The organism is Streptomyces sp. NPDC034670, assembly GCF_055574875.1.
Genome location: NZ_JBVITR010000007.1, coordinates 63,321 through 88,121, shown reverse-complemented (window position 1 = coordinate 88,121; position 24,801 = coordinate 63,321). Strand labels below are relative to the sequence as shown.

General features: G+C 74.5%; 28 protein-coding genes. 6 read left to right on the top strand and 22 right to left on the bottom strand.

The genetic code is table 11. The features are described from left to right. Positions 1–50: 50 nt before the first annotated feature. From lgt to hisI, 10 genes are all read right to left on the bottom strand, one after another. Positions 51–1,109, bottom strand: coding sequence for a prolipoprotein diacylglyceryl transferase (gene lgt / locus ACZ56B_RS07665; protein WP_468787344.1), 1,059 nt, complete (start codon positions 1,107–1,109; stop codon positions 51–53). Between the two features lie 90 nt (positions 1,110–1,199). Continuing rightward, on the bottom strand, positions 1,200–1,976 hold the full coding sequence (locus tag ACZ56B_RS07660) for a DsbA family protein (RefSeq protein ID WP_468787342.1): 777 nt from the start codon (positions 1,974–1,976) through the stop codon (positions 1,200–1,202). A gap of 120 nt (positions 1,977–2,096) precedes the next feature. Continuing rightward, complete coding sequence (trpA, locus tag ACZ56B_RS07655) at positions 2,097–2,915, bottom strand: tryptophan synthase subunit alpha (RefSeq protein ID WP_468787340.1); 819 nt, start codon at positions 2,913–2,915, stop codon at positions 2,097–2,099. Further along, positions 2,912–4,198: a tryptophan synthase subunit beta gene (gene trpB, locus ACZ56B_RS07650; RefSeq protein ID WP_468787338.1), complete on the bottom strand. Its 1,287-nt coding sequence runs from the start codon at positions 4,196–4,198 to the stop codon at positions 2,912–2,914. The genes trpA and trpB overlap by 4 nt, the downstream gene beginning before the upstream one ends. A 329-nt stretch (positions 4,199–4,527) precedes the next feature. After that, positions 4,528–5,337: an indole-3-glycerol phosphate synthase TrpC gene (gene trpC / locus ACZ56B_RS07645; RefSeq protein ID WP_468787336.1), complete on the bottom strand. Its 810-nt coding sequence runs from the start codon at positions 5,335–5,337 to the stop codon at positions 4,528–4,530. 222 nt (positions 5,338–5,559) lie between these two features. Beyond that, the gene (locus ACZ56B_RS07640; RefSeq protein ID WP_468787334.1) at positions 5,560–5,994 is read right to left on the bottom strand and encodes a DUF2752 domain-containing protein; all 435 of its coding nucleotides are present in this window, start codon (positions 5,992–5,994) and stop codon (positions 5,560–5,562) included. A 77-nt stretch (positions 5,995–6,071) separates the two neighbouring features. Then, positions 6,072–6,323: an HGxxPAAW family protein gene (locus ACZ56B_RS07635; RefSeq protein ID WP_468787332.1), complete on the bottom strand. Its 252-nt coding sequence runs from the start codon at positions 6,321–6,323 to the stop codon at positions 6,072–6,074. 156 nt (positions 6,324–6,479) lie between these two features. Beyond that, positions 6,480–7,121: a TIGR02234 family membrane protein gene (locus ACZ56B_RS07630; protein ID WP_468787330.1), complete on the bottom strand. Its 642-nt coding sequence runs from the start codon at positions 7,119–7,121 to the stop codon at positions 6,480–6,482. A gap of 41 nt (positions 7,122–7,162) precedes the next feature. After that, the gene (locus ACZ56B_RS07625; RefSeq protein ID WP_468787328.1) at positions 7,163–8,686 is read right to left on the bottom strand and encodes an anthranilate synthase component I; all 1,524 of its coding nucleotides are present in this window, start codon (positions 8,684–8,686) and stop codon (positions 7,163–7,165) included. 11 nt (positions 8,687–8,697) lie between these two features. Next, positions 8,698–9,126, bottom strand: a complete 429-nt coding sequence (gene hisI / locus ACZ56B_RS07620; protein ID WP_468787326.1) for a phosphoribosyl-AMP cyclohydrolase — start codon at positions 9,124–9,126, stop codon at positions 8,698–8,700. A 100-nt stretch (positions 9,127–9,226) separates the two neighbouring features. On the opposite strand from hisI, the gene ACZ56B_RS07615 reads away from it, so the two are divergent. Together ACZ56B_RS07615 and ACZ56B_RS07610 are read left to right on the top strand one after the other, a co-directional pair. Continuing rightward, positions 9,227–9,862 carry a TIGR03085 family metal-binding protein gene (locus ACZ56B_RS07615; protein WP_468787324.1) on the top strand — a complete coding sequence of 212 codons (636 nt, stop codon included), beginning with the start codon at positions 9,227–9,229 and terminating at the stop codon, positions 9,860–9,862. Between the two features lie 23 nt (positions 9,863–9,885). Continuing rightward, positions 9,886–10,284, top strand: a complete 399-nt coding sequence (locus ACZ56B_RS07610) for a VOC family protein (RefSeq protein ID WP_468787322.1) — start codon at positions 9,886–9,888, stop codon at positions 10,282–10,284. A gap of 3 nt (positions 10,285–10,287) precedes the next feature. Here ACZ56B_RS07610 and hisF read toward each other — a convergent pair whose 3' ends face one another. The 8 genes from hisF to hisD are packed head-to-tail and all read right to left on the bottom strand — an operon-like array spanning position 10,288 to position 16,003. Further along, on the bottom strand, positions 10,288–11,043 hold the full coding sequence (hisF, locus tag ACZ56B_RS07605) for an imidazole glycerol phosphate synthase subunit HisF (protein ID WP_468787320.1): 756 nt from the start codon (positions 11,041–11,043) through the stop codon (positions 10,288–10,290). Then, entirely contained in the window at positions 11,040–11,444 is a 405-nt protein-coding gene (locus ACZ56B_RS07600; protein WP_468787318.1) for a Rid family hydrolase, read from the bottom strand. Before ACZ56B_RS07600 ends, hisF begins: the two co-directional genes overlap by 4 nt. Next, positions 11,441–12,166, bottom strand: coding sequence for a bifunctional 1-(5-phosphoribosyl)-5-((5-phosphoribosylamino)methylideneamino)imidazole-4-carboxamide isomerase/phosphoribosylanthranilate isomerase PriA (gene priA, locus ACZ56B_RS07595; RefSeq protein ID WP_468787316.1), 726 nt, complete (start codon positions 12,164–12,166; stop codon positions 11,441–11,443). Before priA ends, ACZ56B_RS07600 begins: the two co-directional genes overlap by 4 nt. A gap of 4 nt (positions 12,167–12,170) precedes the next feature. Continuing rightward, positions 12,171–12,812 (bottom strand): imidazole glycerol phosphate synthase subunit HisH, encoded by a 642-nt coding sequence (gene hisH, locus ACZ56B_RS07590; RefSeq protein WP_468787314.1) that lies wholly within the window; start codon positions 12,810–12,812, stop codon positions 12,171–12,173. Between the two features lie 4 nt (positions 12,813–12,816). Further along, on the bottom strand, positions 12,817–12,975 hold the full coding sequence (locus ACZ56B_RS07585; protein ID WP_468787312.1) for a hypothetical protein: 159 nt from the start codon (positions 12,973–12,975) through the stop codon (positions 12,817–12,819). A gap of 3 nt (positions 12,976–12,978) precedes the next feature. Beyond that, complete coding sequence (hisB, locus tag ACZ56B_RS07580; protein ID WP_468787310.1) at positions 12,979–13,572, bottom strand: imidazoleglycerol-phosphate dehydratase HisB; 594 nt, start codon at positions 13,570–13,572, stop codon at positions 12,979–12,981. Then, the gene (locus tag ACZ56B_RS07575; protein ID WP_468787308.1) at positions 13,569–14,681 is read right to left on the bottom strand and encodes a histidinol-phosphate transaminase; all 1,113 of its coding nucleotides are present in this window, start codon (positions 14,679–14,681) and stop codon (positions 13,569–13,571) included. Before ACZ56B_RS07575 ends, hisB begins: the two co-directional genes overlap by 4 nt. Then, complete coding sequence (gene hisD, locus ACZ56B_RS07570; RefSeq protein ID WP_468787306.1) at positions 14,678–16,003, bottom strand: histidinol dehydrogenase; 1,326 nt, start codon at positions 16,001–16,003, stop codon at positions 14,678–14,680. The genes ACZ56B_RS07575 and hisD overlap by 4 nt, the downstream gene beginning before the upstream one ends. A gap of 193 nt (positions 16,004–16,196) precedes the next feature. Here hisD and ACZ56B_RS07565 point away from each other — a divergent pair, with 193 nt between their 5' ends. The 4 genes from ACZ56B_RS07565 to ybaK all read left to right on the top strand — a co-directional run bounded on the left by ACZ56B_RS07565 (position 16,197) and on the right by ybaK (position 20,302). Further along, positions 16,197–17,774, top strand: a complete 1,578-nt coding sequence (locus ACZ56B_RS07565) for an oxidoreductase (protein WP_468787536.1) — start codon at positions 16,197–16,199, stop codon at positions 17,772–17,774. Between the two features lie 124 nt (positions 17,775–17,898). Beyond that, the gene (locus ACZ56B_RS07560; protein ID WP_468787304.1) at positions 17,899–18,978 is read left to right on the top strand and encodes a hypothetical protein; all 1,080 of its coding nucleotides are present in this window, start codon (positions 17,899–17,901) and stop codon (positions 18,976–18,978) included. Positions 18,979–18,989: 11 nt separating this feature from the next. Further along, positions 18,990–19,730, top strand: a complete 741-nt coding sequence (locus tag ACZ56B_RS07555; protein ID WP_468787302.1) for an LON peptidase substrate-binding domain-containing protein — start codon at positions 18,990–18,992, stop codon at positions 19,728–19,730. Between the two features lie 71 nt (positions 19,731–19,801). After that, positions 19,802–20,302 (top strand): Cys-tRNA(Pro) deacylase, encoded by a 501-nt coding sequence (ybaK, locus tag ACZ56B_RS07550; protein ID WP_468787300.1) that lies wholly within the window; start codon positions 19,802–19,804, stop codon positions 20,300–20,302. A 162-nt stretch (positions 20,303–20,464) separates the two neighbouring features. Here ybaK and ACZ56B_RS07545 read toward each other — a convergent pair whose 3' ends face one another. From ACZ56B_RS07545 to ACZ56B_RS07530, 4 genes are all read right to left on the bottom strand, one after another. Next, positions 20,465–21,166: an AAA family ATPase gene (locus ACZ56B_RS07545; protein ID WP_468787298.1), complete on the bottom strand. Its 702-nt coding sequence runs from the start codon at positions 21,164–21,166 to the stop codon at positions 20,465–20,467. Positions 21,167–21,200: 34 nt separating this feature from the next. Next, a complete protein-coding gene (locus tag ACZ56B_RS07540; protein ID WP_468787296.1) occupies positions 21,201–22,022 on the bottom strand; it encodes an ABC transporter permease in 822 nt (273 codons plus the stop codon). 110 nt (positions 22,023–22,132) lie between these two features. Continuing rightward, complete coding sequence (locus tag ACZ56B_RS07535; RefSeq protein ID WP_468787534.1) at positions 22,133–23,107, bottom strand: ABC transporter ATP-binding protein; 975 nt, start codon at positions 23,105–23,107, stop codon at positions 22,133–22,135. 275 nt (positions 23,108–23,382) lie between these two features. Then, positions 23,383–24,591, bottom strand: a complete 1,209-nt coding sequence (locus tag ACZ56B_RS07530) for an NYN domain-containing protein (protein ID WP_468787294.1) — start codon at positions 24,589–24,591, stop codon at positions 23,383–23,385. Between the last annotated feature and the right edge of the window lie 210 nt (positions 24,592–24,801).

The following is a 24,801-nucleotide window of genomic DNA, read 5'->3' as shown; positions in this document are numbered from 1 at the left end:
GGCGCCCGGAACGTCTCCGGGCGCCCTCGGCGGCGTCGTCCAGCGGGCCGTCAGCCCTTCTTCGCCGAGCCGGCCCCCTTCTCGGAGGTCTCGGAGGCCTTGGAGGCCTTGGAGGCCTTGGAGGCCTTGGAGGCCTTGGAGGCCTTGGAGGCCTTGGAGGTCCGGGGCGTCTCGCGGTCCTCGGACGTCCCGGACCCCTCGGCGGCCTTCTCCGCCGCGGCGTCGCCCCCGGCGTCCGGCGCATCCGCCCCGTCCGCCCCGTTCTTCTCCCCGGCATCGGCCCCGTCACCGGGGGTTCCCGGCTCCACCGTCGTCTCGCGGCCCGGCCGCTTCCTCGCCGACAGCACGATGTACAGCACCGCGAGCAGGAACACGAGGATCGAGGTCCAGTTGTTCAGCCGCAGGCCCAGGACGTGGTGGGCCTCGTCGACGCGCATGTACTCGATCCAGAACCGGCCCGCGCAGTACGCGGCGACGTACAGCGCGAACGCCCGTCCGTGCCCGAGCCGGAAGCGCCGGTCGGCCCAGATCACCAGCAGGGCGACGCCGACGCACCACAGCGACTCGTACAGGAACGTCGGGTGGTAGGTGCCCGCGACCCGCCCGTCGGCGGAGGAGGTGATCTCCACCGCCCACGGCAGGTCCGTGGCCCGCCCGTACAGCTCCTGGTTGAACCAGTTGCCCCAGCGTCCGATCGCCTGGGCGAGGGCGATGCCCGGCGCGACGGCGTCGGCGTAGGCGGGCAGGGGGATGCCCCGGCGCCGGCAGCCGATCCACGCCCCCAGCGCACCGAACGCGATCGCGCCCCAGATGCCGAGGCCGCCCTCCCAGATCTTGAAGGCGTCCACCCAGTCACGGCCCTCGCTGAAGTACAGCTGGTAGTCCGTGATCACGTGGTAGAGCCTGCCGCCGACGAGGCCGAAGGGCACGGCCCAGACAGCGATGTCGGCCACCGTGCCGGCCCGCCCGCCCCGGGCGATCCAGCGCCTGTTGCCGAGCCAGACGGCTACGAAGACGCCGATGATGATGCAGAACGCGTAGCCGCGCAGCGGAACGGGGCCGAGGTACAGCACCCCGCTCGACGGGCTGGGAATGTAGGCAAGTTCCATGGCAGGGTCGACGCTACCGTGCCGGACCGGCCGCACGGCGGGCGGTCCGGCTACGGCTCCATAACAGGGCCCGGGGGCCCGGGGCGACACCTAGTCCTTGTCGGCCTCCAGCACCATCTGCTTCAGCTTCTCCGGGGTCATCGAGCGGTCCTGGTAGATGTTCCTGCCGTCGAGCAGGACGGTCGGCGTGCCCGTGAAGTCGCCCTTCTGGAAGGCCGCGTGGGACTTGGCGACCCAGCTGTTGTGCGTGCCGTCCTCGACGCAGGCGCGGAAGGTGTCGGTGTCGAGGCCGTCGACCTTGCCGGCCAGGTCGACGAGCCTGGCGTCGTCCGCGTAGGCGTCGTCGCTCTCCGCCGGCTGGTGGGCGAACAGCACCTCGTGGTACGCGGCGAACTTCCCGGCGTCCTGGGCGCAGGCCGCGGCGTTGGCCGCGTTGCGGGAGCCGCTGCCGCCCATCCCGCCGTCGATGAGGGTGACCAGGTGGTACTCCACCTTCAGCCGGCCCGCTTCGGTCAGCTCGTCGATGGTCGGGCCGTAGGCCTGCTCGAAGGCCTTGCAGGCCGGGCAGCGGAAGTCCTCCCACACCGTGAGCGTCGACCCGGCGTCGGCCTCGCCGACCGGGATGGCGGTGCCGTCCTCGCCCAGTGCGCCCGCCGGCGTCACGACCGGGCCCGCCGCATCGCTCTCGTCGTCCTTGCCGGCGTTGGCGGCGACGACGCCGATCACCGCCGCGAGTCCCAGGACGCAGACCACGCTCGCGCCCACGATCAGGCCGCGGCGCCGCTTCTCCGCCGTCCTCTGCTTCTCGCGCTCGACCGCCAGCCGCTCCCGGGCGGCGCGCTTTCCCTCAGGGTTCTTCTCGCTCACACCCCGCAGAACGAACCGGGGAGGCGCACCGCGCCTCCCCGGCCGCAGGTCCACCCGTACGAGGGACCCGTACGCCTGCCCGCGGCCGGCCGGTCGCGCCGGCCGGCCGTCGCCCGCTTCCTAGGCCCGGCCGCGCACGCCCTCGGCCAGGTCGGCGGCGAGCGCGCGGACGGCCTCGACGCCGGCGGCGCGGTCGGGGGCGTCCAGCATCCGCTTGACGAAGGCCGAGCCGACGATCACGCCGTCGGCGAAGCCGGCCACCTCGGCGGCCTGGGCGGGGGTGGAGACGCCGATCCCGACGCAGACCGGCAGGTCGGCGCGGGTGGCCCGGGTGCGTTCCACCAGGCCCCGGGCCTGCGAGCCGACCGACTCGCGGGTGCCGGTGACGCCCATCAGGGAGGAGGCGTAGACGAAGCCGCTGCCGGCCGCGGTGATCTCGGCGAGCCGCTCGTCCCTGCTGCTGGGCGCGACCACGAAGACCGTGGCGAGGCCGTGCTTGTCGGCGTGCTCCCGCCACAGCGCCGACTCCTGGACCGGCAGGTCGGGCAGGATGCACCCGGCGCCGCCCGCCTCGGCGAGTTCGGCGGCGAACCGCTCGACGCCGTAGCGGTCGACGGGGTTCCAGTACGTCATGACGAGGACCGGCTTGCCGGTGGCCCGGTGGGCCTCGCGGACCGTGCGCATCACGTCGGCGATCCGCACGCCGCCGCGCAGGGCGATGTCGTCGGCGGTCTGGATGACGGGGCCGTCGAGGACGGGGTCGCTGTGCGGCAGGCCCACCTCCACGACGTCGGCGCCGCCGTCGAGGGCGGCCCGGGCCGCCTCGATGCCGCCGTCCACGGTCGGGAACCCGGCCGGGAGGTAGGCGATGAGCGCCGCGCGCCCCTCGGACCTCGCCGCGGCGAGGGTGTCCGTCAGCAGTCGGATGTTCCCGCTCACTTGGCGTCCCCCTCGATCTCGGCGGTGGTGCCGGCCTCGTCGGCGGCGACCTCGGCGTCGGTGTCGTAGAGCCCGAAGTAGCGGGCGGCGGTGTCCATGTCCTTGTCGCCGCGGCCGGACAGGTTGACGACGATCAGCCCGTCCTCGCCCAGCTCCCCGCCGACCTCCAGGGCGCCGGCCAGCGCGTGGGCGCTCTCGATGGCCGGGATGATGCCCTCGGTGCGCGACAGCAGCCGCAGGGCCCGCATCGCGGCGTCGTCGGTGACCGCGCGGTACTCGCCGCGGCCGGAGTCCTTCAGGTGGGCGTGCTCCGGCCCGATGCCCGGGTAGTCGAGCCCCGCCGAGATGGAGTACGGCTCGGTGATCTGGCCCTCGTCGTCCTGGAGGACGTAGGAGCGCGAGCCGTGCAGGATGCCGGGCTCGCCCGCGGTCAGCGTGGCCGCGTGCTCGCCGGTCCCGACGCCGTGCCCCGCGGGCTCGCAGCCGATGAGGCGCACGCCCTCGTCGGGGAGGAAGGCGTGGAACAGGCCGATGGCGTTGGATCCGCCGCCGACGCAGGCGATCGCGGCGTCGGGCAGCCGTCCGGCGCGCTCCAGGAGCTGGCGCCGGGCCTCGACGCCGATGACGCGGTGGAAGTCGCGGACCATGGCCGGGAAGGGGTGCGGTCCGGCGACGGTGCCGAAGAGGTAGTGGGTGCTCTCGACGTTGGCGACCCAGTCGCGGAACGCCTCGTTGATGGCGTCCTTGAGGGTGCGGCTGCCCGACTTCACGGCGACGACCTCGGCGCCGAGCATGCGCATCCGGGCCACGTTGAGGGCCTGGCGCCGGGTGTCGATCTCGCCCATGTAGATGGTGCAGTCGAGGCCGAACAGGGCGCAGGCGGTGGCGGTGGCGACGCCGTGCTGGCCGGCGCCGGTCTCGGCGATGACGCGGGTCTTGCCCATGCGCTTGGTCAGCAGGGCCTGGCCGAGCACGTTGTTGATCTTGTGGGAGCCGGTGTGGTTGAGGTCCTCGCGCTTGAGGAAGACCCGGGCGCCGCCGGCGTGCTCGGCGAACCGGGGCACCTCGGTGAGGGCGCTCGGGCGGCCGGTGTAGTGGGCCAGCAGGTCGTCGAGCTCGCGGGCGAACTCGGGGTCGGCCTTGGCCTTGTCGTACTCGACGGCGACCTCGTCCACGGCGGCGACGAGCGCCTCCGGGATGAACTTGCCGCCGAACGCGCCGAAGTAGCCTCCGGCGTCGGGGACCCGGCCCTCCGGGTCGGGGACGAAGAACTCGCTGGGCATGCGGAAACCTCACGGTGAGTGCGGAAGAGGAGACACTGATCGCCGTGGGGGCGGGGGTCAGCCGGCTGCGGGCCGTTCACGGCCGGGCGCGCCCGCGTGACGCGGCCGCACCATCGGACGCGGCCCCGCGCCCCTGGGGGCCGGCCGCTGCCATCGCATGCCGTTCACCTGTCCCGGCTCGTCGCCGATGACGTACCGCACCCGGCGGCCGTGGACGCGGCGGGCGGGCGCGCGGCAGCCGCGCGGGCGGCAGCCGCGCGCCAGGCGCGCGTACGGGTCCCTGGTGGCCGGGGGGAGCGGGGGCGTCATCGGGTCGGGCCTGTCCGGGGTCAGCCGCGGCCGTGCCGCAGTGCGGGGTGCTCGCCGGCCGCCACCAGGTCGGAGACCGCCGTCTTCGGGTCGCGCCCGGTGACGAGGGACTCGCCGACCAGGACGGCGTCGGCGCCGGCGTTGGCGTAGGCGATGAGGTCGTGCGGGCCGCGGACGCCGGACTCGGCGACCTTGACCAGGTGGGCGGGGATCTCGGGGGCGACCCGTTCGAAGGTGCCGCGGTCGACCTCGAGGGTCTTGAGGTTGCGCGCGTTGACGCCGATGACCTTGGCGCCCGCGTCCACCGCCCGCTCGACCTCGTCCTCGTCGTGCACCTCGACGAGCGGGGTGAGCCCGATGGACTCGGCGCGCTCGATCAGCGACTCCAGGGCCGGCTGGTCGAGGGCCGCGACGATCAGCAGCGCGAGGTCGGCGCCGTACGCGCGGGCCTCCCAGAGCTGGTACGAGCTGACGATGAAGTCCTTGCGCAGGACGGGGATGTCCACCCGCGCGCGGACCGCCTCCAGGTCGGCCAGCGAGCCGCCGAAGCGGCGCTGTTCGGTGAGGACGGAGATGACGGCCGCGCCGCCCGCCTCGTAGTCGGCGGCGAGTCCGGCCGGGTCGGCGATCGCGGCGAGCGCGCCCTTGGACGGGCTGGAGCGCTTGACCTCGCAGATCACCTTGACGCCGTCGCCGCGCAGGGCGGCCGCGCCGTCCTTGACCGCGGGAGCCTTCGCCGCGCGCTCCTTGAGCTCGTCGAGGCTGACGCGCGCCTGCCGCTCCGCGAGGTCGGCACGGACTCCGTCGATGATCTCGTCGAGCACACTCACGCGAGCGGCCCCCTTCCAGACGGTGGGTCTTCGGTGCGTCCGTCTCCGTCGCCGCCCCGCCTCCGGGGTCGGGTCGTCGGACGAAACCGGTGGTCACTGCGATGGTAGCCGCAGCCGGGCGGATGCCTCGCACCCGGTTGACGCCGGTCTCTCCCCCACCTTCGGACCAGCTTCGCACAACTCGGGCGGAAGGTGCCCCCACGCTGGGCGTTCGCCCGTCGGTCAAGGGTGCAGCCAGCCACCGAACGGCAGGTTCCGGATCACCGTGAAGACCAGCAGCAACGCCCCCAGGGACCACAGGAGCACCGGCGGGGGGTCGATCCTCAGCGGTCTCCCGCGCACCGCGCGGACCACCCATACGGTCCACAGCACGGCGAAGCCCGCATAGCCGAGGACGGCCGGCGCGTTGGCCTGGAGGGCGGCCGGGAGGTCGCCGTGGACCACGGCGTGCGCGCTGCGCAGTCCGCCGCAGCCGGGGCAGTACAGGCCGGTGAGGCGCAGCAGCGGGCAGGCGGGGTAGTGGCCGGGCTCGTTGGGGTCGACCGCCCCGACGTAGGCGAAGGCCCCGGCGACGGCGGCGAGCACCCCGGCGGGGACGGCCAGCCGGGCCGCCCTGCCGCGGGTCGCGCCGGGTTCGGGGACGTTCACGCTGTGCATTGTGCCCCGGACGCGCGGCAGGGGCGGGTGCGGCACCACCGGGCCGGCCGCCCCTGTCCGGGGGCGCCCCGCGGTGCTCAGCCCTCGGCGCGGGCCGGCTCGCGGTCGCCGGTGGTCCGGTGCACCGGGTGGTTGTGCTTCGGCTGGCCCATGCCCATCGCGCTCATGATGCCGCCGACGACACCGCCGAGGATCACCAGGCCCATGCCCGCCCAGAAGCCGATGGGCTGGGCCATCACCATGAACATGCCCGCGACGCAGAAACCGATGAAGGCGATGATGACACCGGTCCAGGCGGCCGGGGTGTGACCGTGGCTGCTGCCCGCCATTGCTTGCTCCTCGTTGCTGTGTACGTGTCTGAGCAGGACGCTCAACTCTGAGCAGGACGCTCACCGCTCATTGTCCCGCACACGCGCGTACGCGGTGAGCGGGGGTGCTCCCCGGCCCGCCGACCGGGTCCGACGGCGTCCGCGGGCGGGTTCCCCTCAGGCGCCGGTCGGGTCCTCGCCGCGGTCGAGGGCCTTCCAGAGGTCCTCGGGGCGGTCGGGGTCCACGACCGGGGCCCTGCGGCGCTCCCGGGGGGCGCCGTTCCGCTCGTAGCGGCCGGACATGGCGGGCCACAGCCGGCCGTAGCGCAGGGCGAGCAGCCCGGCCAGCAGGATCAGCGCGCCGCCCACGGCCGCGACGTAGGGCCACGCGGTGTGGGTGAGGGCCTCCACCGTGGCGGAGGTGTCGCCGGAGGCCCGGGCGGCCTTCTCGTCGAGCGCGGCGCCGTCCGAGGCCCCGGCCAGGGCCGCCACGACGGTGCCCGCCCCGGCGAGGGCGAGCAGCGCGGCCACGGCGAGGCGGCCGGCGCGGCGGACGGCGAAGACGGCGACGAGCGCGGCCAGGCCCACGACGGCCAGGGCCGCGGGGACGCCGGTGACGTCGCTGCCCCGGGCGGTCAGCGGGAAGGAGCCGCCGGCCACGTGCGCGGTGCCCGCCGACCACTGCTGCCGGGTGGCGAGCAGGGCCACGGCCGCGCCCAGGGCGCCGCACAGCAGGGCGGCGGCGAGGCTGAGGCGGCCGGTCCGGGCGGAGCCGGGGGCCTCGGAACGGGGGCGGGATGCGGCAGTCACGTACTCCACTATCGCCCGAACCCCGGGCGAACCGTCACCCGGGGTTCGTCTCAGGGCTTCCCCAGCCGGTTCGCCGTGTGCACGGCGCGCAGCACCGCGGCCGCCTTGTCGCGGCACTCGGTGTCCTCGGCGACCGGGTCGGAGTCGGCGACGATCCCGGCGCCGGCCTGGACGTACGCGGTGCCGTCCCGCAGCAGGGCGGTGCGGATGGCGATGGCCGTGTCGGAGTCGCCGGCGAAGTCGAGGTAGCCGACGCAGCCGCCGTACAGTCCGCGCCGGGACGGCTCGAGTTCGTCGATGATCTGCATCGCGCGGGGCTTGGGCGCGCCGGAGAGCGTGCCGGCCGGGAAGCAGGCGGTGAGCACGTCGAAGGCGGTGCGGCCGGCGGCCACCCGGCCGGTGACCGTCGAGACGATGTGCATGACGTGCGAGTACCGCTCGATCGACATGAAGTCGACGACCTCGACCGAGCCGGGCTCGCAGACCCGCCCGAGGTCGTTGCGGCCGAGGTCGACGAGCATGAGGTGCTCGGCGCGCTCCTTGGGGTCGGCGAGCAGTCCGTCGGCGAGGGCCTGGTCCTCCTGCGGGGTGGCGCCGCGGTGCCGGGTGCCGGCGATGGGGTGGACCATCGCCCGCCCGTCCTCGACCTTCACCAGGGCCTCGGGGGACGAGCCCACCACGTCGAACCCGTCGAAGCGGAACAGGTACATGTACGGGGAGGGGTTGGTGGCGCGCAGGACCCGGTAGACGTCCAGGGCGCTCGCCGCGCACGGGGTCTCGAACCGCTGGGAGGGGACGACCTGGAAGGCCTCCCCCGCGCGGATGCGCTCCTTGATGTCCTCCACGGCCTCCCGGAAGTCGGCACCGCCCCACAGGGCGGTGTACTCGGGCAGCTCGGAGGGCGGCAGCACGGCCGGGGGCTGGGCGACCGCGCGGGTGAGGTCGGCCTCCATGGCGTCGAGGCGGGCCACGGCGTCGGCGTACGCCTCGTCGACACCGGTCTCCAGGTCGTTGTGGTTGATCGCGTTGGCGATCAGCCAGACGGCGCCCTCCCAGTGGTCCATGACGGCCAGGTCGCTGGTGAGCAGCATGGTCAGCTCGGGCAGTTCCAGGTCGTCCCGCTCGCCGGGGCCGATCCTCTCCAGGCGGCGCACGACGTCGTAGCCGAGGTAGCCGACCATGCCGCCGGTGAAGGGCGGCAGACCGAGGTCGTGGGCGAGGTCGCGCGGGGTGTGCAGGGCCTGGAGGGTGGCGCGCAGCGCGGCGAGCGGGTCGCCGTCGACGGGCACGCCGGCGGGCGCCGTGCCCTCCCAGTGGGCCCGCCCGCCCCGTTCGGTGAGGGTGGCGGCGCTGCGGACGCCGACGAAGGAGTACCGGGACCAGGAGCGCCCTCCCCCCGTGCTGAACGCCTGGGAGGTACCCCCGTCGGCGGACTCCAGCAGGAAGGTGCCGGGCCGCTCGGCGGCGAGCTTGCGGTAGAGCGCGACCGGGGTGTCGCCGTCGGCGAGCAGTTTGCGGGTGACCGGGATGACCCGGCGGTCGGCGGCGAGCTTGCGGAACGTCTCGAGGTCCATGGCGGCAGACCCTACTGATCCGAGGCGGCCGCGCCGGGCCCGGCACCGTCGGCGGGGGCGTCCGCGGGACCGTCCTTCAGCAGCACGTCGGCGTCGAAGCAGGTGCGGGCGCCGGTGTGGCAGGCGGCGCCCACCTGGTCGACCTTGACCAGCACGGTGTCCGCGTCGCAGTCGAGGGCGACCGACCTGACCCACTGGAAGTGGCCGGAGGTGTCCCCCTTGACCCAGTACTCCCCGCGGCTGCGCGACCAGTAGGTGCAGCGGCCGGTGGTCAGCGTGCGGTGCAGCGCCTCGTCGTCCATCCAGCCCAGCATCAGCACCTCCCCGGTGTCGTACTGCTGGGCGATGGCGGGCAGGAGGCCGTCGGGGCTGCGCTTGAGGCGCGCGGCGATCTCCGGGTCGAGGCGGCTGGGCCGGGACGTGCTGGTCATGGGTGCCATTGTGCCGCGCCCGGCCGGCGGGCCGCGGGGACGTCCACCGATCGGGCGGTGGCCGGGGGACGGGTGGGCGGACCGGGCGGACGGCCGTAGGCTGGCTGCCATGTCGACCCATGCCAAGCGTGAACGGCTTCTCCTCGCCGACCTGCTGGAGACCACGGGGCCCGAGGCCCCCACCCTCTGCGAGGGCTGGACGACCCGGGACCTCGCCGCCCACGTGGTGGTGCGCGAGCGCCGCCCCGACGCCGCCGGCGGCATGCTGGTCAAGCAGCTGGCGCCGCGCCTGGAGCGGGTGATGGCGGAGTTCGCCGCGAAGCCGTACGAGGAGCTGATCCAGCTGATCCGCACCGGGCCGCCGCGCTTCTCGCCCTTCTCGCTGAAGCAGGTCGACGAGTTGTCGAACATCGTCGAGTTCTACGTCCACACCGAGGACGTCCGCCGGGCGCAGCCCGACTGGACGCCGCGGGAACTCGACCCGGTGTTCCAGGACGCCCTGTGGTCCCGGTTGGAGCGCACCGCCCGCCTGATGGGCCGCGGCGTGCCGACGGGCCTGGTGCTGCGCCGCCCGAACGGCCAGACGGTGGTGGCCCACCGCGGCACCCCGGTGGTCACGGCGACCGGCGAGCCGTCGGAGCTGGTGCTGTTCGCCTACGGGCGGCAGAGCGCGGCGAAGGTCGAACTGGACGGCGACGAGAACGCGATCGCGAAGCTGCAGGAAACCAAACAGCTCGGTATCTGACCGGTACCCGAAAGGCGCAGTTCGTGATCAAAGTGGCCATGACCCGTGTGTACGTCGACGACGTGGCGAAGGCGCACGCCTTCTACACCGGCGTCCTCGGCTTCGAGACCCGCACCCGCCGGGACCCGGGCGACGGCGCCCTGTTCGTCACGGTGGGCGCGCCGGGCGGGGCCCAGCGGGACCTGGAGCTCCTGCTGGAGCCGGGGCAGGGCCCCATAGCCGAGCCCTACCGCCGGGCGGTGCGCGAGGCGGGCCTGCCCGCCATCGTGTTCTCCGTGGACGACCTGCGCGCGGAGTACGAACGGCTCCGGGGCGAGGGCGTCCACTTCGTCCGGGACCCGCAGGAGCGGGGCCCGGTGCTCACCGCCCTGCTGGACGACACGGTGGGCAACCTGGTCCAGCTGGTCCAGCCCGTGGGCTGAGCGTCAGCGGACCGGGTGCCCGGCCTCCCGCAGGGTGTCCTTGACCTGGCCGATCCGCAGGTCGCCGAAGTGGAAGACGGAGGCCGCGAGGACCGCGTCCGCGCCCGCCGCGACCGCGGGCGGGAAGTCGGCGAGCCGGCCGGCGCCGCCGGAGGCGATCACCGGGACGGTGACGTGCTTGCGGACGGCGGCGATCATCTCCAGGTCGTAGCCGTCCTTGGTGCCGTCCGCGTCCATCGAGTTGAGCAGGATCTCCCCGGCGCCCAGCTCGGCGGCGCGGTGCGCCCACTCCACGGCGTCGATCCCGGTGCCGCGGCGGCCGCCGTGCGTGGTGACCTCGAAGGAACCGGAGTCCGTGCGCCGGGCGTCGACCGAGAGGACGAGGACCTGCCGGCCGAAGCGCTCGGCGATCTCCCGGACGAGGTCGGGGCGGGCGATGGCCGCGGTGTTCACGCCCACCTTGTCGGCGCCCGCCCGCAGCAGCCGGTCCACGTCCTCGGCGGTGCGGACGCCGCCGCCCACCGTCAGCGGGATGAACACCTGCTCGGCGGTGCGGCGCACCACGTCGTACGTCGTCTCGCGGTTGCCCGACGAGGCGGTGATGTCCAGGAACGTCAGCTCGTCGGCGCCCTCGGCGTCGTACACCTTGGCCATCTCGACGGGGTCGCCCGCGTCGCGCAGTTCCTGGAAGTTGACGCCCTTGACGACCCGGCCGCCGTCCACGTCCAGGCAGGGGATGACTCGGACCGCCAGGGTCATGGGTTCACGGCTCCTCTGAATGCTTCGAGTTCCACTGAGACCAGTACGCGCGAGTCGACGAAGCCCTCGACCACCAGGAGGGTGGTGACCGGACGCACCGAGTCGAACAGCTCCTTGTGGGCCCGGCCGGCCGCGTCGACGTCCCGCACGTGGGCGAGGTGGAGGCGCGTGCGGATCACGGACCGGGCGTCGAGCCCGAACTCGCCGATCGCCTCCAGCGCGATGGTGAAGGCCTCCTTGGCCTGCTCGTAGGGGTCGCCCTCCCCGTGGAGCACCTCGCCCCGGAACGCGGTCGTACCCGCCACCAGGACGCGGTCACCCGCCGCCACGGCCCGTGCGGAACCGAAGGACTCCTCCCAGGGACTTCCGCCCTGCACGCGCCGTACGGCCCCGATCGTCATCGCGACACAGCCTCCAGGGCCTCTTCCAGGGTGAACGCCTTCGCGTACAGGGCCTTCCCGACGATGGCGCCCTCGACGCCGAGCGGCACGAGTTCCGCGACGGCGCGCAGGTCGTCCAGCGAGGACACCCCGCCGGAGGCGACCACCGGGCGGTCGGTGGCGGCGCAGACGTTCCTCAGCAGCTCCAGGTTGGGGCCCTGGAGGGTGCCGTCCTTGGCGATGTCGGTGACCACGTAGCGGGCGCAGCCCTCCTTGTTCAGGCGCTCCAGCGTCTCGTAGAGGTCGCCGCCGTCGCGGGTCCAGCCGCGGCCGCGCAGGGTGGTGCCGCGCACGTCGAGACCGACGGCGATCTTGTCGCCGTGCTCGGCGATGACCCGGGCGACCCACTCGGGCGTCTCCAGGGCGGCGGTGCCGAGGTTGACGCGGGTGCAGCCGGTGGCGAGCGCGGCGGCGAGGGTGTCGTCGTCCCGGATGCCGCCGGACAGCTCCACCTTGATGTCCATCGCCCCGGCGACCTCGGCGATCAGCTCACGGTTGTTCCCGGTGCCGAACGCGGCGTCCAGGTCGACCAGGTGCAGCCACTCGGCGCCGGAGCGCTGCCAGGCGAGGGCGGCCTCCAGGGGGGAGCCGTACGACGTCTCGGTCCCGGACTCGCCGTGCACGAGGCGGACGGCCTGGCCGTCGCGGACGTCGACGGCGGGGAGCAGTTCGAGCTTGGCCATGTCTCTACAGGGTTCCGATCCAGTTGGTGAGGAGCTGGGCACCGGCGTCGCCGGACTTCTCGGGGTGGAACTGGGTGGCCCACAGGGCGCCGTTCTCCACCGCGGCGACGAAGGGCCTGCCGTGGGTGGACCAGGTGACCTGGGGCGCCCGCATCGCCGGGTTGTGCGCCTCGAGGGCCCAGTCGTGGACGGCGTAGGAGTGCACGAAGTAGAAGCGGGCGTCCGCGTCGAGGTCGGCGAACAGCTCGGAGCCGGGCGGCGCGTCCACGGTGTTCCAGCCCATGTGGGGCACGACGTCGGCCCGCAGCGGCTCGACCGAGCCGGGCCACTCGTCGAGGCCCTCGGTCTCCACGCCGTGCTCGACGCCGCGCGCGAACAGGATCTGCATGCCGACGCAGATGCCCATCACCGGGCGCCCGCCGGCCAGCCGCCGGTCGACGACCCAGTCGCCGCGCGCCTCCTTCAGGCCCCGCATGCAGGCGGCGAAGGCGCCGACGCCGGGCACCAGCAGGCCGTCGGCGTTCATGGCCCGGTCGAAGTCGCCGGTGATCTCGACGTCGGCCCCCACGCGGGCGAGGGCGCGCTCGGCGGAGCGGACGTTCCCGAAGCCGTAGTCGAAGACCACGACCTTCTTGGTGGCGCTCAAGGGGTCACACCTCCAGCCTCAGGGCGCCCGCGGTCAGGCACATCGCGGCGCCGACCGAGAGCAGCACGATCAGGCTCTTGGGCATCTTCTGCTTGACGAAGGAGATGATCCCGCCGACGAGGAACAGACCGACGACGATCAAGGCGGTGGACAGTCCGTTCATGGGCTACAGCGCGCCCTTCGTGGAGGGCACGATGCCCGCCGCGCGCGGGTCGCGCTCGCAGGCGTAGCGCAGGGCCCGGGCGAGCGCCTTGAACTGGCACTCCACGATGTGGTGCGCGTTGCGCCCGTAGGGCACGTGCACGTGCAGCGCGACCTGGGCCTGGGCGACGAAGGACTCCAGGATGTGCCGGGTCATCGTGGTGTCGTACTCGCCGATCATCGGCGCCATCTTCTCGGGCTCGGTGTGCACGAGGTAGGGGCGGCCGGACAGGTCGACGGTGACCTGGGCGAGGGACTCGTCCAGCGGGACCGTGCAGTTGCCGAAGCGGTAGATGCCCTTCTTGTCGCCGAGCGCCTGCTTGAAGGCGCCGCCGAGCGCGAGGGCGGTGTCCTCGATGGTGTGGTGGGAGTCGATGTGCAGGTCGCCCTCGGTCTTCACGGTCAGGTCGAACAGACCGTGCCGGCCGATCTGGTCGAGCATGTGGTCGTAGAAGCCGACGCCGGTGGAGATCTCGGTCTTTCCGGTGCCGTCGAGGTCGATCTCGACGAGGACGGAGGTCTCCTTGGTCGTCCGCTGCACCCGTCCAACGCGGTTCATGCGCTCTGCTCCTTCTTGATCTCACGGACCGCGTCGAGAAACGCGTCGTTTTCCGCCGGGGTGCCCGCGGTCACCCGCAGCCATCCCGGTACACCGTTGTCCCGGACCAGGACGCCCCGGTCGAGGATCCGCCGCCAGGCGGCGTGGGAGTCGGCGAACCTGCCGAACTGGACGAAGTTCGCGTCGGACTCGGTCACCTCGTAGTCGAGGGCGCGCAGCTCGGCGACCAGCCGGTCCCGTTCGGCCTTCAGCTGCTCGACGTACTTCAGCAGCGTGCCGGTGTGCTCCAGGGCGGCCAGCGCGGTCGCCTGGGTGACGGCCGAGAGGTGGTAGGGCAGCCGCACGAGCTGCACGGCGTCCACGACCGCGGGGTGCGCGGCGAGGTAGCCGAGGCGCAGCCCGGCGGCGCCGAACGCCTTCGACATGGTGCGGGAGACGACCAGGTGCGGCCGTCCGTCGAGCAGCGGCAGCAGCGAGTCGCCGTGGCTGAACTCGACGTACGCCTCGTCCACGACCACCATCGACGGCTTGGCCGCCTGGGCGGCCTCGTACAGCGCGAGCACCGTCTCGGGCGGGACCGCGTTGCCCGTGGGATTGTTGGGGGTGGTGACGAAGACGACGTCGGGCCGGTGTCCGGCGATCGCCTTCTCGGCGGCCGCGAGGTCGATCGAGAAGTCGTCGTGGCGCGGGCCGGAGATCCAGCCGGTGCCGGTGCCGCGCGCGATCAGGCCGTGCATCGAGTACGACGGTTCGAAGCCGAGCGCGGTGCGGCCGGGCCCGCCGAAGGTCTGCAGCAGCTGCTGGATGACCTCGTTGGAGCCGTTGGCGGCCCACACGTTCCCGGGGCCGACGGGGTGCCCGGCCGTCTCCGTCAGGTACTCGGCCAGCCGGGTCCGCAGCTCCACCGCGTCCCGGTCGGGGTAGCGGTTGAGGTGCCGGGCGGCCTCGCGGACCCGCTCGGCGATCCGCTCGACCAGCGGCTCGGGCAGCGGGTAGGGGTTCTCGTTGGTGTTCAGCCGTACGGGGACGTCCAGCTGGGGCGCGCCGTAGGGGGACTTGCCGCGCAGCTCGTCCCGTACGGGCAGATCGTCGATCCTCACGTCGCTCACTTGCTCCCGGGCACCTTCCAGCCGAACCTCGCCTTGATCGCCGCGCCGTGCGCGGGCAGGTCCTCCGCCTCCGCCAGCGTCACCACGTGGTGCGCGACCTCGGCCAGCGCGTCCTCGGTGTAGTCCACGATGTGGATGCCGCGCAGGAAGGACTGGACGGACAGGCCCGAGGAGTGGCAGGCGCAGCCGCCGGTGGGCAGGACGTGGTTGGATCCGGCCGCGTAGTCGCCGAGCGAGACCGGGGCCCAGGGGCCGACGAAGACCGCGCCGGCGTTGCGCACCCGGTCGGCGACCGCGGCGGCGTCGGCGGTCTGGATCTCCAGGTGCTCGGCGCCGTAGGCGTCGACCACGCGCAGGCCCTCGTCGAGCCCGTCGACCAGGACGATGGCGGACTGCTTGCCGGACAGCGCCGGGACGATCCGGTCCTCGACGTGCCTGGTCGCCTCGACCTGCGGCTTCAGCTCCTTCTCGACCGCGTCGGCGAGCTCGGTGGAGTCGGTGACGAGGACGGCGGCGGCCAGCGGGTCGTGCTCGGCCTGGCTGATCAGGTCGGCGGCGACGTGCGCCGGGTCGGCCGTGGAGTCCGCGAGGATCGCGATCTCGGTGGGACCGGCCTCGGCGTCGATGCCGATGCGGCCGGTGAAGTAGCGCTTGGCGGCGGCGACCCAGATGTTGCCGGGGCCGGTGACCATGTTCGCGGGCGGGCAGGACTCGGTGCCGTACGCGAACATCGCGACGGCGGTGGCGCCGCCGGCCGCGTACACCTCGTCGACGCCGAGCAGCGCGCAGGCGGCGAGGATGGTCGGGTGCGGCAGCCCGCCGAACTCCGCCTGGGCCGGTGAGGCGAGCGCGACCGACGGGACGCCGGCCTCCTGGGCGGGCACGACGTTCATGATCACGGAGGACGGGTAGACGGACCGGCCGCCCGGCGCGTACAGCCCCACGCGGTCGACCGGCACCCACTTCTCGGTGACCGTGCCGCCGGGCACGACCTGGGTGGTGCGGGTGGCGCGGCGCTGCTCGCGGTGGACGATCCGGGCGCGCCGCACGGACTCCTCCAGGGCGGCGCGCACGGCCGGGTCCAGCGCCTCCAGGGCGTCGGTGAGCGCCTGCGCGGGGACCCGGACGGACTCCAGACGCACGCCGTCGAACCGCTCGGCGAAGTCGATCAGCGCCGCGTCGCCTCGATGATGCACGTCCTCGCAGATCGGACGCACCTTCTCCAGGGCGGCCGCGACGTCGAAGTCGGCTCGGGGCAGCAGGTCGCGCAGGGCGGGACCCTCGGGAAGGGCGTCGCCGCGCAGATCGATTCGGGAGATCACGTGCTCAATTCTCTCAGACCCGCGCGGTGGACGGTCCGCCCGTTCCAATGGCTGATACGGGACCCCCCGGTGACGGTGCGCGCACGCACCGGGGATCCTCTTCACTTTCCGTGTTCATCCTCTCACGGAAACGGGCATGACCGGCTGTACGGAGGGACGCGCCGACGAGACACCCGGGAGGGAGGGGGACGCCGTGGCCGAGGAGGCGGGAGGGCGCGCCGGGGACGTGCCGGAGGATCTGACCGCCGTGGAGGCCGGCATGTGGCAGGCCTTCCGGAACGGCAGCGTGTACGACCTGAGCAGCGGGGACACGGTCGTGGACGACCCGCACGGGGGGCACCCGTGGGGCCCCGAGCGGACGGTCCGGGCCCGTGTCGTGTGCTGGCTCCTGCTGGACGGGCCGCCCGCGCTGGCCGGCCGGGTCTCCTCGCTGAAGCTGGTCGGGGTGCGGATCAGCGGCGTCCTGGACCTGGCGGGCGGCACGGTGGCGCCCTACGTGGAGATGCGGGACTGCCGCTTCGAGCGGGACGTCCTGCTGCCGGAGGCCCGCTTCACGACCGTGCGGCTGGTGGACTGCTCCGTGCCGCGCCTGGAGGCGGCCCGGCTGAGCACCGAGGGGGACCTGCACCTGCCGCGCTGCCGGTTCCTGGGCGGCGTACGGCTCACCGACGCCCGGATCGGCACGGACCTGCTGCTCAACCAGGCGGTCGTGCACCGGGACCGCAGCGGCCGCTCGATCGCCGGGGACGGCATGACGGTCGGCCAGGACCTCCAGGCGGAGATGCTGGAGTCGCACGGCGAGCTGAGCCTGCGCAGCGCGCAGATAGGCGTCTCGCTGAGCCTGCGCGGCGCCCGGCTGGCCAACCCGTGCGCCCGGCTCGCGCTGAACGCGCCCCAGCTGACCGTGGAGCGTTCGCTGTACCTGACCCCGGCGGGGGTCGGCGCCCAGGCGCGGAGCGGGATGACCCCGGCGCGCGGCACGCGGATCCAGCGGTTCGAGTGCCGGGGCGGGGTGCGGCTGGACGACGGGCGGTTCGGGGACGCGGTCGACTTCGAGGGGGCCAGGTTCACCCTCACCGACGACCAGGAGCTGTCGCTGCGCCGGGTGCAGACGCCGGAGCTGCGCTTCCTCGGGGAGCGGCCGGCGCGCGGCAGGGTGGTGCTGTCGGGGGCGCGGGTGGTCAACCTGGTGGACCGGGCGGAGAGCTGGCCGGGGCCGGGGCGGCTGCACATGGGCGGTTTCACCTACGAGAACCTGGTGCCGCGCGGTCCGTTCCCGCTGGAGCTGCGGCTGCGGTGGGTGGACGCGGCGAGCGCCGAGTACACCCCGGAGCCGTACGAGCGGCTGGCCGCCGTGCTGCGGGGCAGCGGGGCGGACGAGGAGGCCCGCGAGGTGCTGCTCGCCAAGCAGCGCCGCCGCCGCGAGAGCCTGCCGCTCGCGGCCAAGCTGTGGGGGTACGCGCAGGACTGGACGGTCGCCTACGGATACCGGCCGGGCCGGGCCGCGGTGTGGATGGCGGTGCTGTGGGCGGCCGGTTCGCTGGCCTTCGCGCACGCGCACCACCCGCCCCTCAAGGACGGTGAGCACCCTCCGTGGGACCCGGCGCTGTTCGCCCTGGACCTGCTGCTGCCGGTGATCGACCTGGGACAGGTGGGATTGTGGGAGCTGCGCGGCGGCTGGCAGTGGCTGGCGACGGTGCTCGTCCTGCTGGGCTGGGTCCTGGCGACGACCGTGGCGGCGGGGGCGACGCGGACGCTGCGGCGCACCTGAGCCCCCGTCGCCGTCGTGCCGCGGCGGGGAACCACCGACTTTTTAATCGCTCTTGACCGGGTGGCGTACAACCTTCCACGACTTCGGCGTGGGCTCTGGCGCGGCCGTGATCTGCGGTCCTTCAATGGTCGGCACCATGGCTCTGCTGCACGGATTCACCCGTACGTCCCGTACGTCCCGGGCGCGAGGCGGGGCGGGCGCCGTACCCGCGTCCGTCGTGCTGCCCGCCGACGACGACGTGCTCCTCGACGCGCCCGACGACGCGCTGGGTCCGGCGCTGGTCGCGGCGGCGGCCGGCGACCACGCGCCCGCCGCCGGCCTGCTCGCCGCCACCCGGCGCCGGGGCTCCTGGGAGCACCGCGACCGGTATGTGCGGCGGCTGGCCGCCTTCGCCCGCTCGCGCCCCGAGTGGCTGGACACCTGGCGCTCCCTCGATCCGCACGACCCCGACGGGCTGCTGGTGGAGGCCCAGCGGGCGGTGGACCGCGCCTGGGACTCACCGGCCCGGACCGAGCTGCTGCGCGAGGTGAGCCCGCTGATCACCGCCGCCGCGAAGGGGGACGGCCGCGACCCGGTGCCGTGGCGGCTCGCCCTGGACCACGCCCGCGGCGCGCGCGCCGGGCACCGGTACTTCCAGGAGCTGTGGGAGGCGGCGGTCCGCCGCGCCCCGCACCACTACGGCTGTCACGTGGCGGCCCTGCGCTACCTGTCGTCCTCCTGGCACGGTGCGCACCACGAGTGCTTCGACTTCGCGGACCTCGCCGCCCAGGACGCGCCGGAGGACTCGCCCACCCAGGCGCTGCCGCTGCGGGCGGCGTTCGGCTACCTGACCGACGGCTGCGGCCCCGAGGTGCCGCGCGCGCGGCTCGAAGCCGCGGCCGACCGCGCCGCCGCCCTGTCCGCCCGGCTGCCGGCGGGCCACTCCTGGCCGGCCGAGCTGCGCAATCTGCTGACCTACGTCCTGGTCCGCCTCGAACGCTGGCCGGACGCCCTGGAGCAGTTGCGCCTGACCGGTCCGTACGCCACGTCCTTCCCGTGGGACCGGGACGCGGACGACCCGCTCGGGCGGTTCCTGGAGGTGCGTCGGGGCGTGCGCGCGGCGGTGGCGTCCGGTCCCCCCGGGGCGGGCAGGGGTGCCTCCGCCGCGGTCTTCGGCCGTCCGGGGACCGAACGGGGCGGACGGGCCCGCTTCGGCGACCATTAGGCTCTTGAGTCGTGACCACCGTCCGCCTGCCGCTCTTCCCCCTGAACACGGTGCTGTTCCCGGGGCTCGTGCTCCCGCTCAACGTCTTCGAGGAGCGCTACCGCGCCATGATGCGCGAGCTGCTGAAGACCTCGGGGGACGAGCCGCGCCGGTTCGCCGTCGTGGCGATCCGCGACGGCCACGAGGTCGCGCCGAGCGCCCCCGGCCTGCCCGACCCGACCGCCGTGCCCGACCGGGGGCCGGCGGCCGGCTTCGGCCCCGACCCGCTCCGGGCCTTCCACAAGGTGGGCTGTGTGGCCGACGCCGCGACGGTCCGGGAGCGGGCCGACGGCACCTTCGAGGTGCTGGCGACCGGCACGACCCGGGTGCGGCTGCTGTCGGTCGACGCCTCGGGACCGTATCTGACGGCGGAGCTGGAACCGCTGGCGGAGGAGCCGGGCGACGAGGCGGGCCCGCTGGCGGAGGCGGTGCTGCGGGCCTTCCGCCGGTACCAGAAGCGGCTGGCCGGAGCGCGCGAACGGTCGCTGGCGACCGGCGCGGACCTGCCGGACGAGCCGGGCGTCGTCTCCTACCTGGTCGCCGCCGCGATGGTGCTGGACACGCCGACGCGGCAGCGGCTGCTCCAGGCTCCGGACACGGCGTCCCGGCTCCGTGACGAGCTGAGGCTCCTGCGCACGGAGACCGCCGTCATCCGCAGCCTGCCGTCGCTGCCCGCGTCGGACCTGACGCGCGGACCGACGAGCCTCAACTGACGCACGACACCGACGCACGACGCCGGCACACGACTCGTCCGGCACACGACTGTCCCGGGGGACGGACCACCATGGCGAAGAAGTCCAGGAAGCAGCAGGCCGGGGGAACGCCCGCGACGGTGGCGCTCACCGCGGCCGGGGTGCCGTTCACGGTCCACTCCTACGACCACGACCCCTCCCACCCGTCCTACGGCGAGGAGGCGGCCGAGGCGATGGGCGTCCCGCCGGACCGCGTCTTCAAGACGCTGGTGGCCGACGTCGACGGCGCGCTGACCGTGGCGGTGGTCCCGGTGGCCGGCCAACTGGACCTGAAGGCGCTCGCGGCGGCGGTCGGCGGCAAGCGGGCCGCGATGGCCGACCCGGCGCTGGCGGAACGCACCACGGGGTACGTCCGCGGCGGCATCTCGCCCCTCGGCCAGCGCAGGAGGCTGCCGACGGTCCTGGACGAGTCGGCCGTCCTGCACGACACGGTCTGCGTCTCGGCCGGCCGCCGCGGCCTGGAGGTCGAGCTCTCCCCCGCCGACCTGGCCGGGCTGACCTCGGCGGTCCTCGCTCCGATCGGGCGTGCGTGACCCGGGCGGGAACCCGGCCGGGCCCTTCTCCCGGTCGGGGGTGGGGGACGTGCCGGAGGGGCCCCGCGGACGCGGGTGGCGCACCGGGAGGGGCCGGGCGGACCGCGGACGGCGCCCGGCGCGGACCGCCGGTGTCACGGGGCCGGAGCCGGGCCGCCGGCCCTAAGGGCTGTCCGGAGCCGTCCCCTGCGGGTCCGGCGGGAGGGGGTCCGGGTCGCGGGGACCGAACAGGGCGGTCAGCCCCAGGTGCAGGACCAGCGCCGCGAACGGCCACGCCAGCAGCGCGCCCTTGGCGCTCAGCTTCAGCGGCGCGTCGAAGGTGACCCCTTTGCCCACGCTCCTCGCCTGGGCCATCACGTCCTGCGCGGGACCGAGCCACACACCGGTCCGCCAGGCCAGCAACGAGCCGAGCAGCCCCCCGGCCGCCAGCGCCACCACCAGCGGCACGCCCCCGTGCCGCCGCACGAGGAACACGGCGAGCGCGCTCACCGCCCCGAAGCCCAGCGCCAGCAGGGAGAACGTGCCGTCCACCCCGACGGCCTGCTCCCCCTCGGTGTCCTTGAGGTAGACGACCCAGCCGTCGCCCACCACGTCGCCCACGAGCGGCACGCGCGGCGCCAGCCACCACCACAGCACCCCGAGGAGCACCCCGCCGAGCGCCACCGCCACCGCGATCACGGTGGCCTCCCGCACTTCCTTCTTCATCGCAGGGCCGTCCTGTCCGTACCAGCCGTGTCCCCCGGCGTGCTCCGCGGCCCCGTCCTTCCGGGACGCGGCGGCCACGGGCCCGGCGGACGGCCGCTGCCCCGCGTCGTGCGGGGAACGCTCGTGCGGGGGCGGTGGTGGTGTCAGAGGTGCGCTCACCCTGACATCGTGCCAGGCCCGGTGGTGCGGCGCGTCACCGGACGGCGGCCCTGCGGTACGCCCAGGTCGCCACGGCCAGCGAGATCACGCCGACGCCCCCGCACACGGCGAGGTCGGCGAGCACGCGCGCCCAGTCGGGGTGCGGGCCGAAGGTCCGCGCGAAGGCCTCCACGCCGTACGTCGACGGCAGCAGGTCCCGCGCCAGGCGCACCGCCTGCGGCATCCGCTCCGCCGGCAGCACGCCCAGCAGCAGCGCCGCCGACATGCCCAGCTGGCCGAGCAGCGTCGCCAGCTCCGGCCGCGGCGCGAGCAGGCCCAGGGCCGCGCCCAGTCCGGCGAGCGCGGCCCCGGCGAGCGGGATCACGGCGGCGAGCACCCACAGGTGCGCCAGGGGCAGACCGAACAGGACGCACCCGAGGACGGCGGTCACGACGGTCCCCGGGACGGTGAACGAGGCGTACGCGCCGGCCGCGCCCAGGACCACCGCCGCGGGCGGCACGGGCAGGGTGGCGTAGTGGTCGAGTCCGCCGCTGGCCCGCAGCTGGCCGAAGTACTGCGCGAGGAGGTTCAGCGCCACGAAGGCCACGACCAGGACCGACGAGCCGGCGACCACGGCCTGCGCCTCGCCGCCGCCGTCCACCACCCCGCGCATCAGGATCATGATCCCGACCGACTGGAAGGTGGCCACGAACAGCAGCGGGATCCTCGCCACCCGTGCCCGGGACAGCTGCGCCCGGTACACGGCCGCCAGGGACGGCCACAGCCGCGCCCGGGGACCGAGCTCGGCCGGTTCCGGCGCGCCCCCCTCCACGGCCGGGGCGCCGCCCGGCAGGACATCGGCGGGTACGGCCCTCACGTCGTGCTGCTCCCCTTCACTCGGAGGTCCGCTCGGAGGTCCACTCGCGGGTCCGCCCGGACCCGCTCCGGCAGTCGTCCCGTTCCGTACGGATGACGCGGCCCGTGCGCTCATGCCTTCACCAGTCCCTGCCGTACGGCGCCGCCCAGCGCCAGGTACACGTCCTCCAGGCTGGGGGTGGCCAGCGTGAAGTCGTCCAGGGCCGCGAAGGCGGCCCCGCCGGTGACGGTGGCGACGACCGTACGGGCCTCCTCCGGGGCCAGCCGCAGGGTCCAGCGGCGGCCCGACTCGACGGCCCGGTCGCGCAGCGCGGCGACCTCGGGCACGTGCAGCGGCGCCGCCTCGCGCCACACCAGCTCGACCCGGACCTCGTCCGCGACCCGCTCCTTCAGCCCGGTGGGGCTGTCGCAGGCGATGACCCGGCCCCGGTCCAGGACGGCGACCCGGTCCAGGACGGTCTCGGCCTCGATGACGTTGTGGGTGACCAGCAGCACGGTCGTGCCGCGCTCGGCCCGGCGCCGGTCGACGGCCGACCACACCGCGCGCCGCGCCACCGGGTCCATGCCGGTGGTGGGCTCGTCCAGCACGAGCAGGGGCCGCTCCCCCACCAGCGCGGCGGCGAAGCAGGCCAGCCGGCGCTGGCCGCCGGACAGCTTCCGCAGGGGGCGCCCGGCGATCGGGGTGAGCCCCAGCTCCTCCAGCACGGCGTCCCGTTCGGCCCGCGCCCGGCGCACGTCGAGCCCGCGCAGCCGGCCGGTGGTCTCGGCGGCGAGGGACACGGTCAGTTCGTCGAGGGCGGTGGACTCCTGCCCGAGGTAGGCCAGGATGCGCGAGGCCCGCTCGGGGTGGCGCACGATGTCGTGGCCGAGGATCTCCACGCTGCCCCGGTCGGGCCGCATCAGCCCGGTCAGCTGGCGCACGAGGGTGGACTTGCCGGCCCCGTTCGGTCCGAGCAGTCCGAAGATCTCCCCGCCCCGGACGTCGAGCCGCACGTCGTCGGTGGCCCGGACCTCGGGCGCGGCCGGCCTTCCGCGCCGTCCGCGCGTCGCCGGGTAGGTCTTGGACAGTCCGCGCACCGCGCACACGACGTCACCACCGTGCCGGAATGCCTCTGCCGCGCGCGTACTCACAAGGGACGAGCCTACGGGGTGGGCGGCCCCGCCCCGCCCTCGGGTCGCTCTCGTGCCGCGCGTGCCCCCGCCGCGGGGTCGCCCTCCGCGGACGCGGTCGCCCGGGGCGCGCCCCGGGCCGGGCGGGCGGGTGCGCTGCGGCCGGCCCCGCGGACCGAAGCGCCGGGCGGCTCCGGGCGGCCCTCCGCGGTGAGCCCGGGGCATCCGGCGAGCGGGCCGGCCGGTGCCGCTCACTCCCCGGCGGCCGCCCCCCGCTCCGTGCCCGTGCGGACGTCGATCTCCCGCCAGAAGCCCGCCCGGATGGCGTACCGGTCGCGCTCGTCGATCTGGTCGTCCTTGTGGGCGAGGAGCCCGAAGCGGGCGGCGTAGCGCAGCAGCTCGCCGTCGATGCGGTGCGGGATGCGGGGGTACATGACGGACAGCTTCTGGAGGTGGCCCTGGTCGCCGAGCCGCTCCACCCAGCGGCGGGCGAAGACCTGCCCCACCTCGAAGGGGTCGCCGCCGACGGTGGTGATGTCCTCCTCGCGGTCGGCCCACCGCTGCTCGGCCGTGGTCAGCTGGGCGAGCGTCGGCATGGAGGCGGCCTCGGGGGACTCGGCGGCGGGACGGTCGACCCAGCCCTTGTCGGAGGACCAGCGCAGGGTGGCCGAGGCCGGCTGCTGGGGGGCCTGGGCGCCGGGGCCGCGCAGGGCGGCCAGGTCCTTGGGGGTGGGCACGCCCCTGGCCGCGGGCGGCCGCTCCGCGCTGCCGTTCTGCGCGGCGGCCGGGTGCCGCGGCTCCTGCGCGGTCCGCTCGGCCGCCGCGGCGAGCGCGGACTCCGGCAGCGGGGCGGAGAGGATCGCGGCGATCTCGGGCCGCGGCACGGGCGGCGGGGCGCACACCCCGGTGGCCTCCTTGGCGCGTACGGCCCGGGTGATCCACGCGCGGTCCAGCACCCGGCGCTCGTCGGCCTCGGCGACCAGGTCCTCGGACTGGTTGTAGTCGCCGTCGGCGGCCTGCACGGCCCACAGGTGGACGGCGACGCCGTGCTCCTTGGCGGCCATCATGCCGGGCAGCAGGTCGCCGTCGCCGGTGACCAGGACGATGTCGGAGCAGGCCCGGTTGCGGGCCAGTTCGGTCAGCTCGGCGTGCATCGCGGCGTCGACGCCCTTCTGGGCCCAGCGGCCGTCACTGCGGGTCAACGCCCCGAGCCGGACGGTGACCCGGGGCATCACGCGCAGCCTGCGGTGCTCGGGCTGCGGGACGCGGTCGGGGGCGCCGTCGAACCAGTAGATGCGCAACAGGGGCTGCCGCGTGTCGGATTCGGCGCGTTCGCGCAGCCCCTGGATGAGGGCCGCGTGGTCGACGGTGATGCGGGACCGCGAGGGTTCCCCGGCGAGGAGACTGGCGGCGGCCCCCAGCAGATACCCGGCGTCCACCAGGACGATGCAGCGGTCCACGCGATCCACCCTCTTTCCGGGAGGTTTGCTTCGGGCTTGTTTCGAGTCTGCCCGACCACGCCGGGGTTAACGGCCCGAACTCGATCTTCGGCGTGGCGTTTTCCCGCCTTCCACCCCGACCACCTCGGTCACGCACGGTGATTGTCCGGCATGCGATCGTGGTCGGGCTGTGTGAATCTGAAGGCGGCCCTGGCCCCTAGATCCCCCACA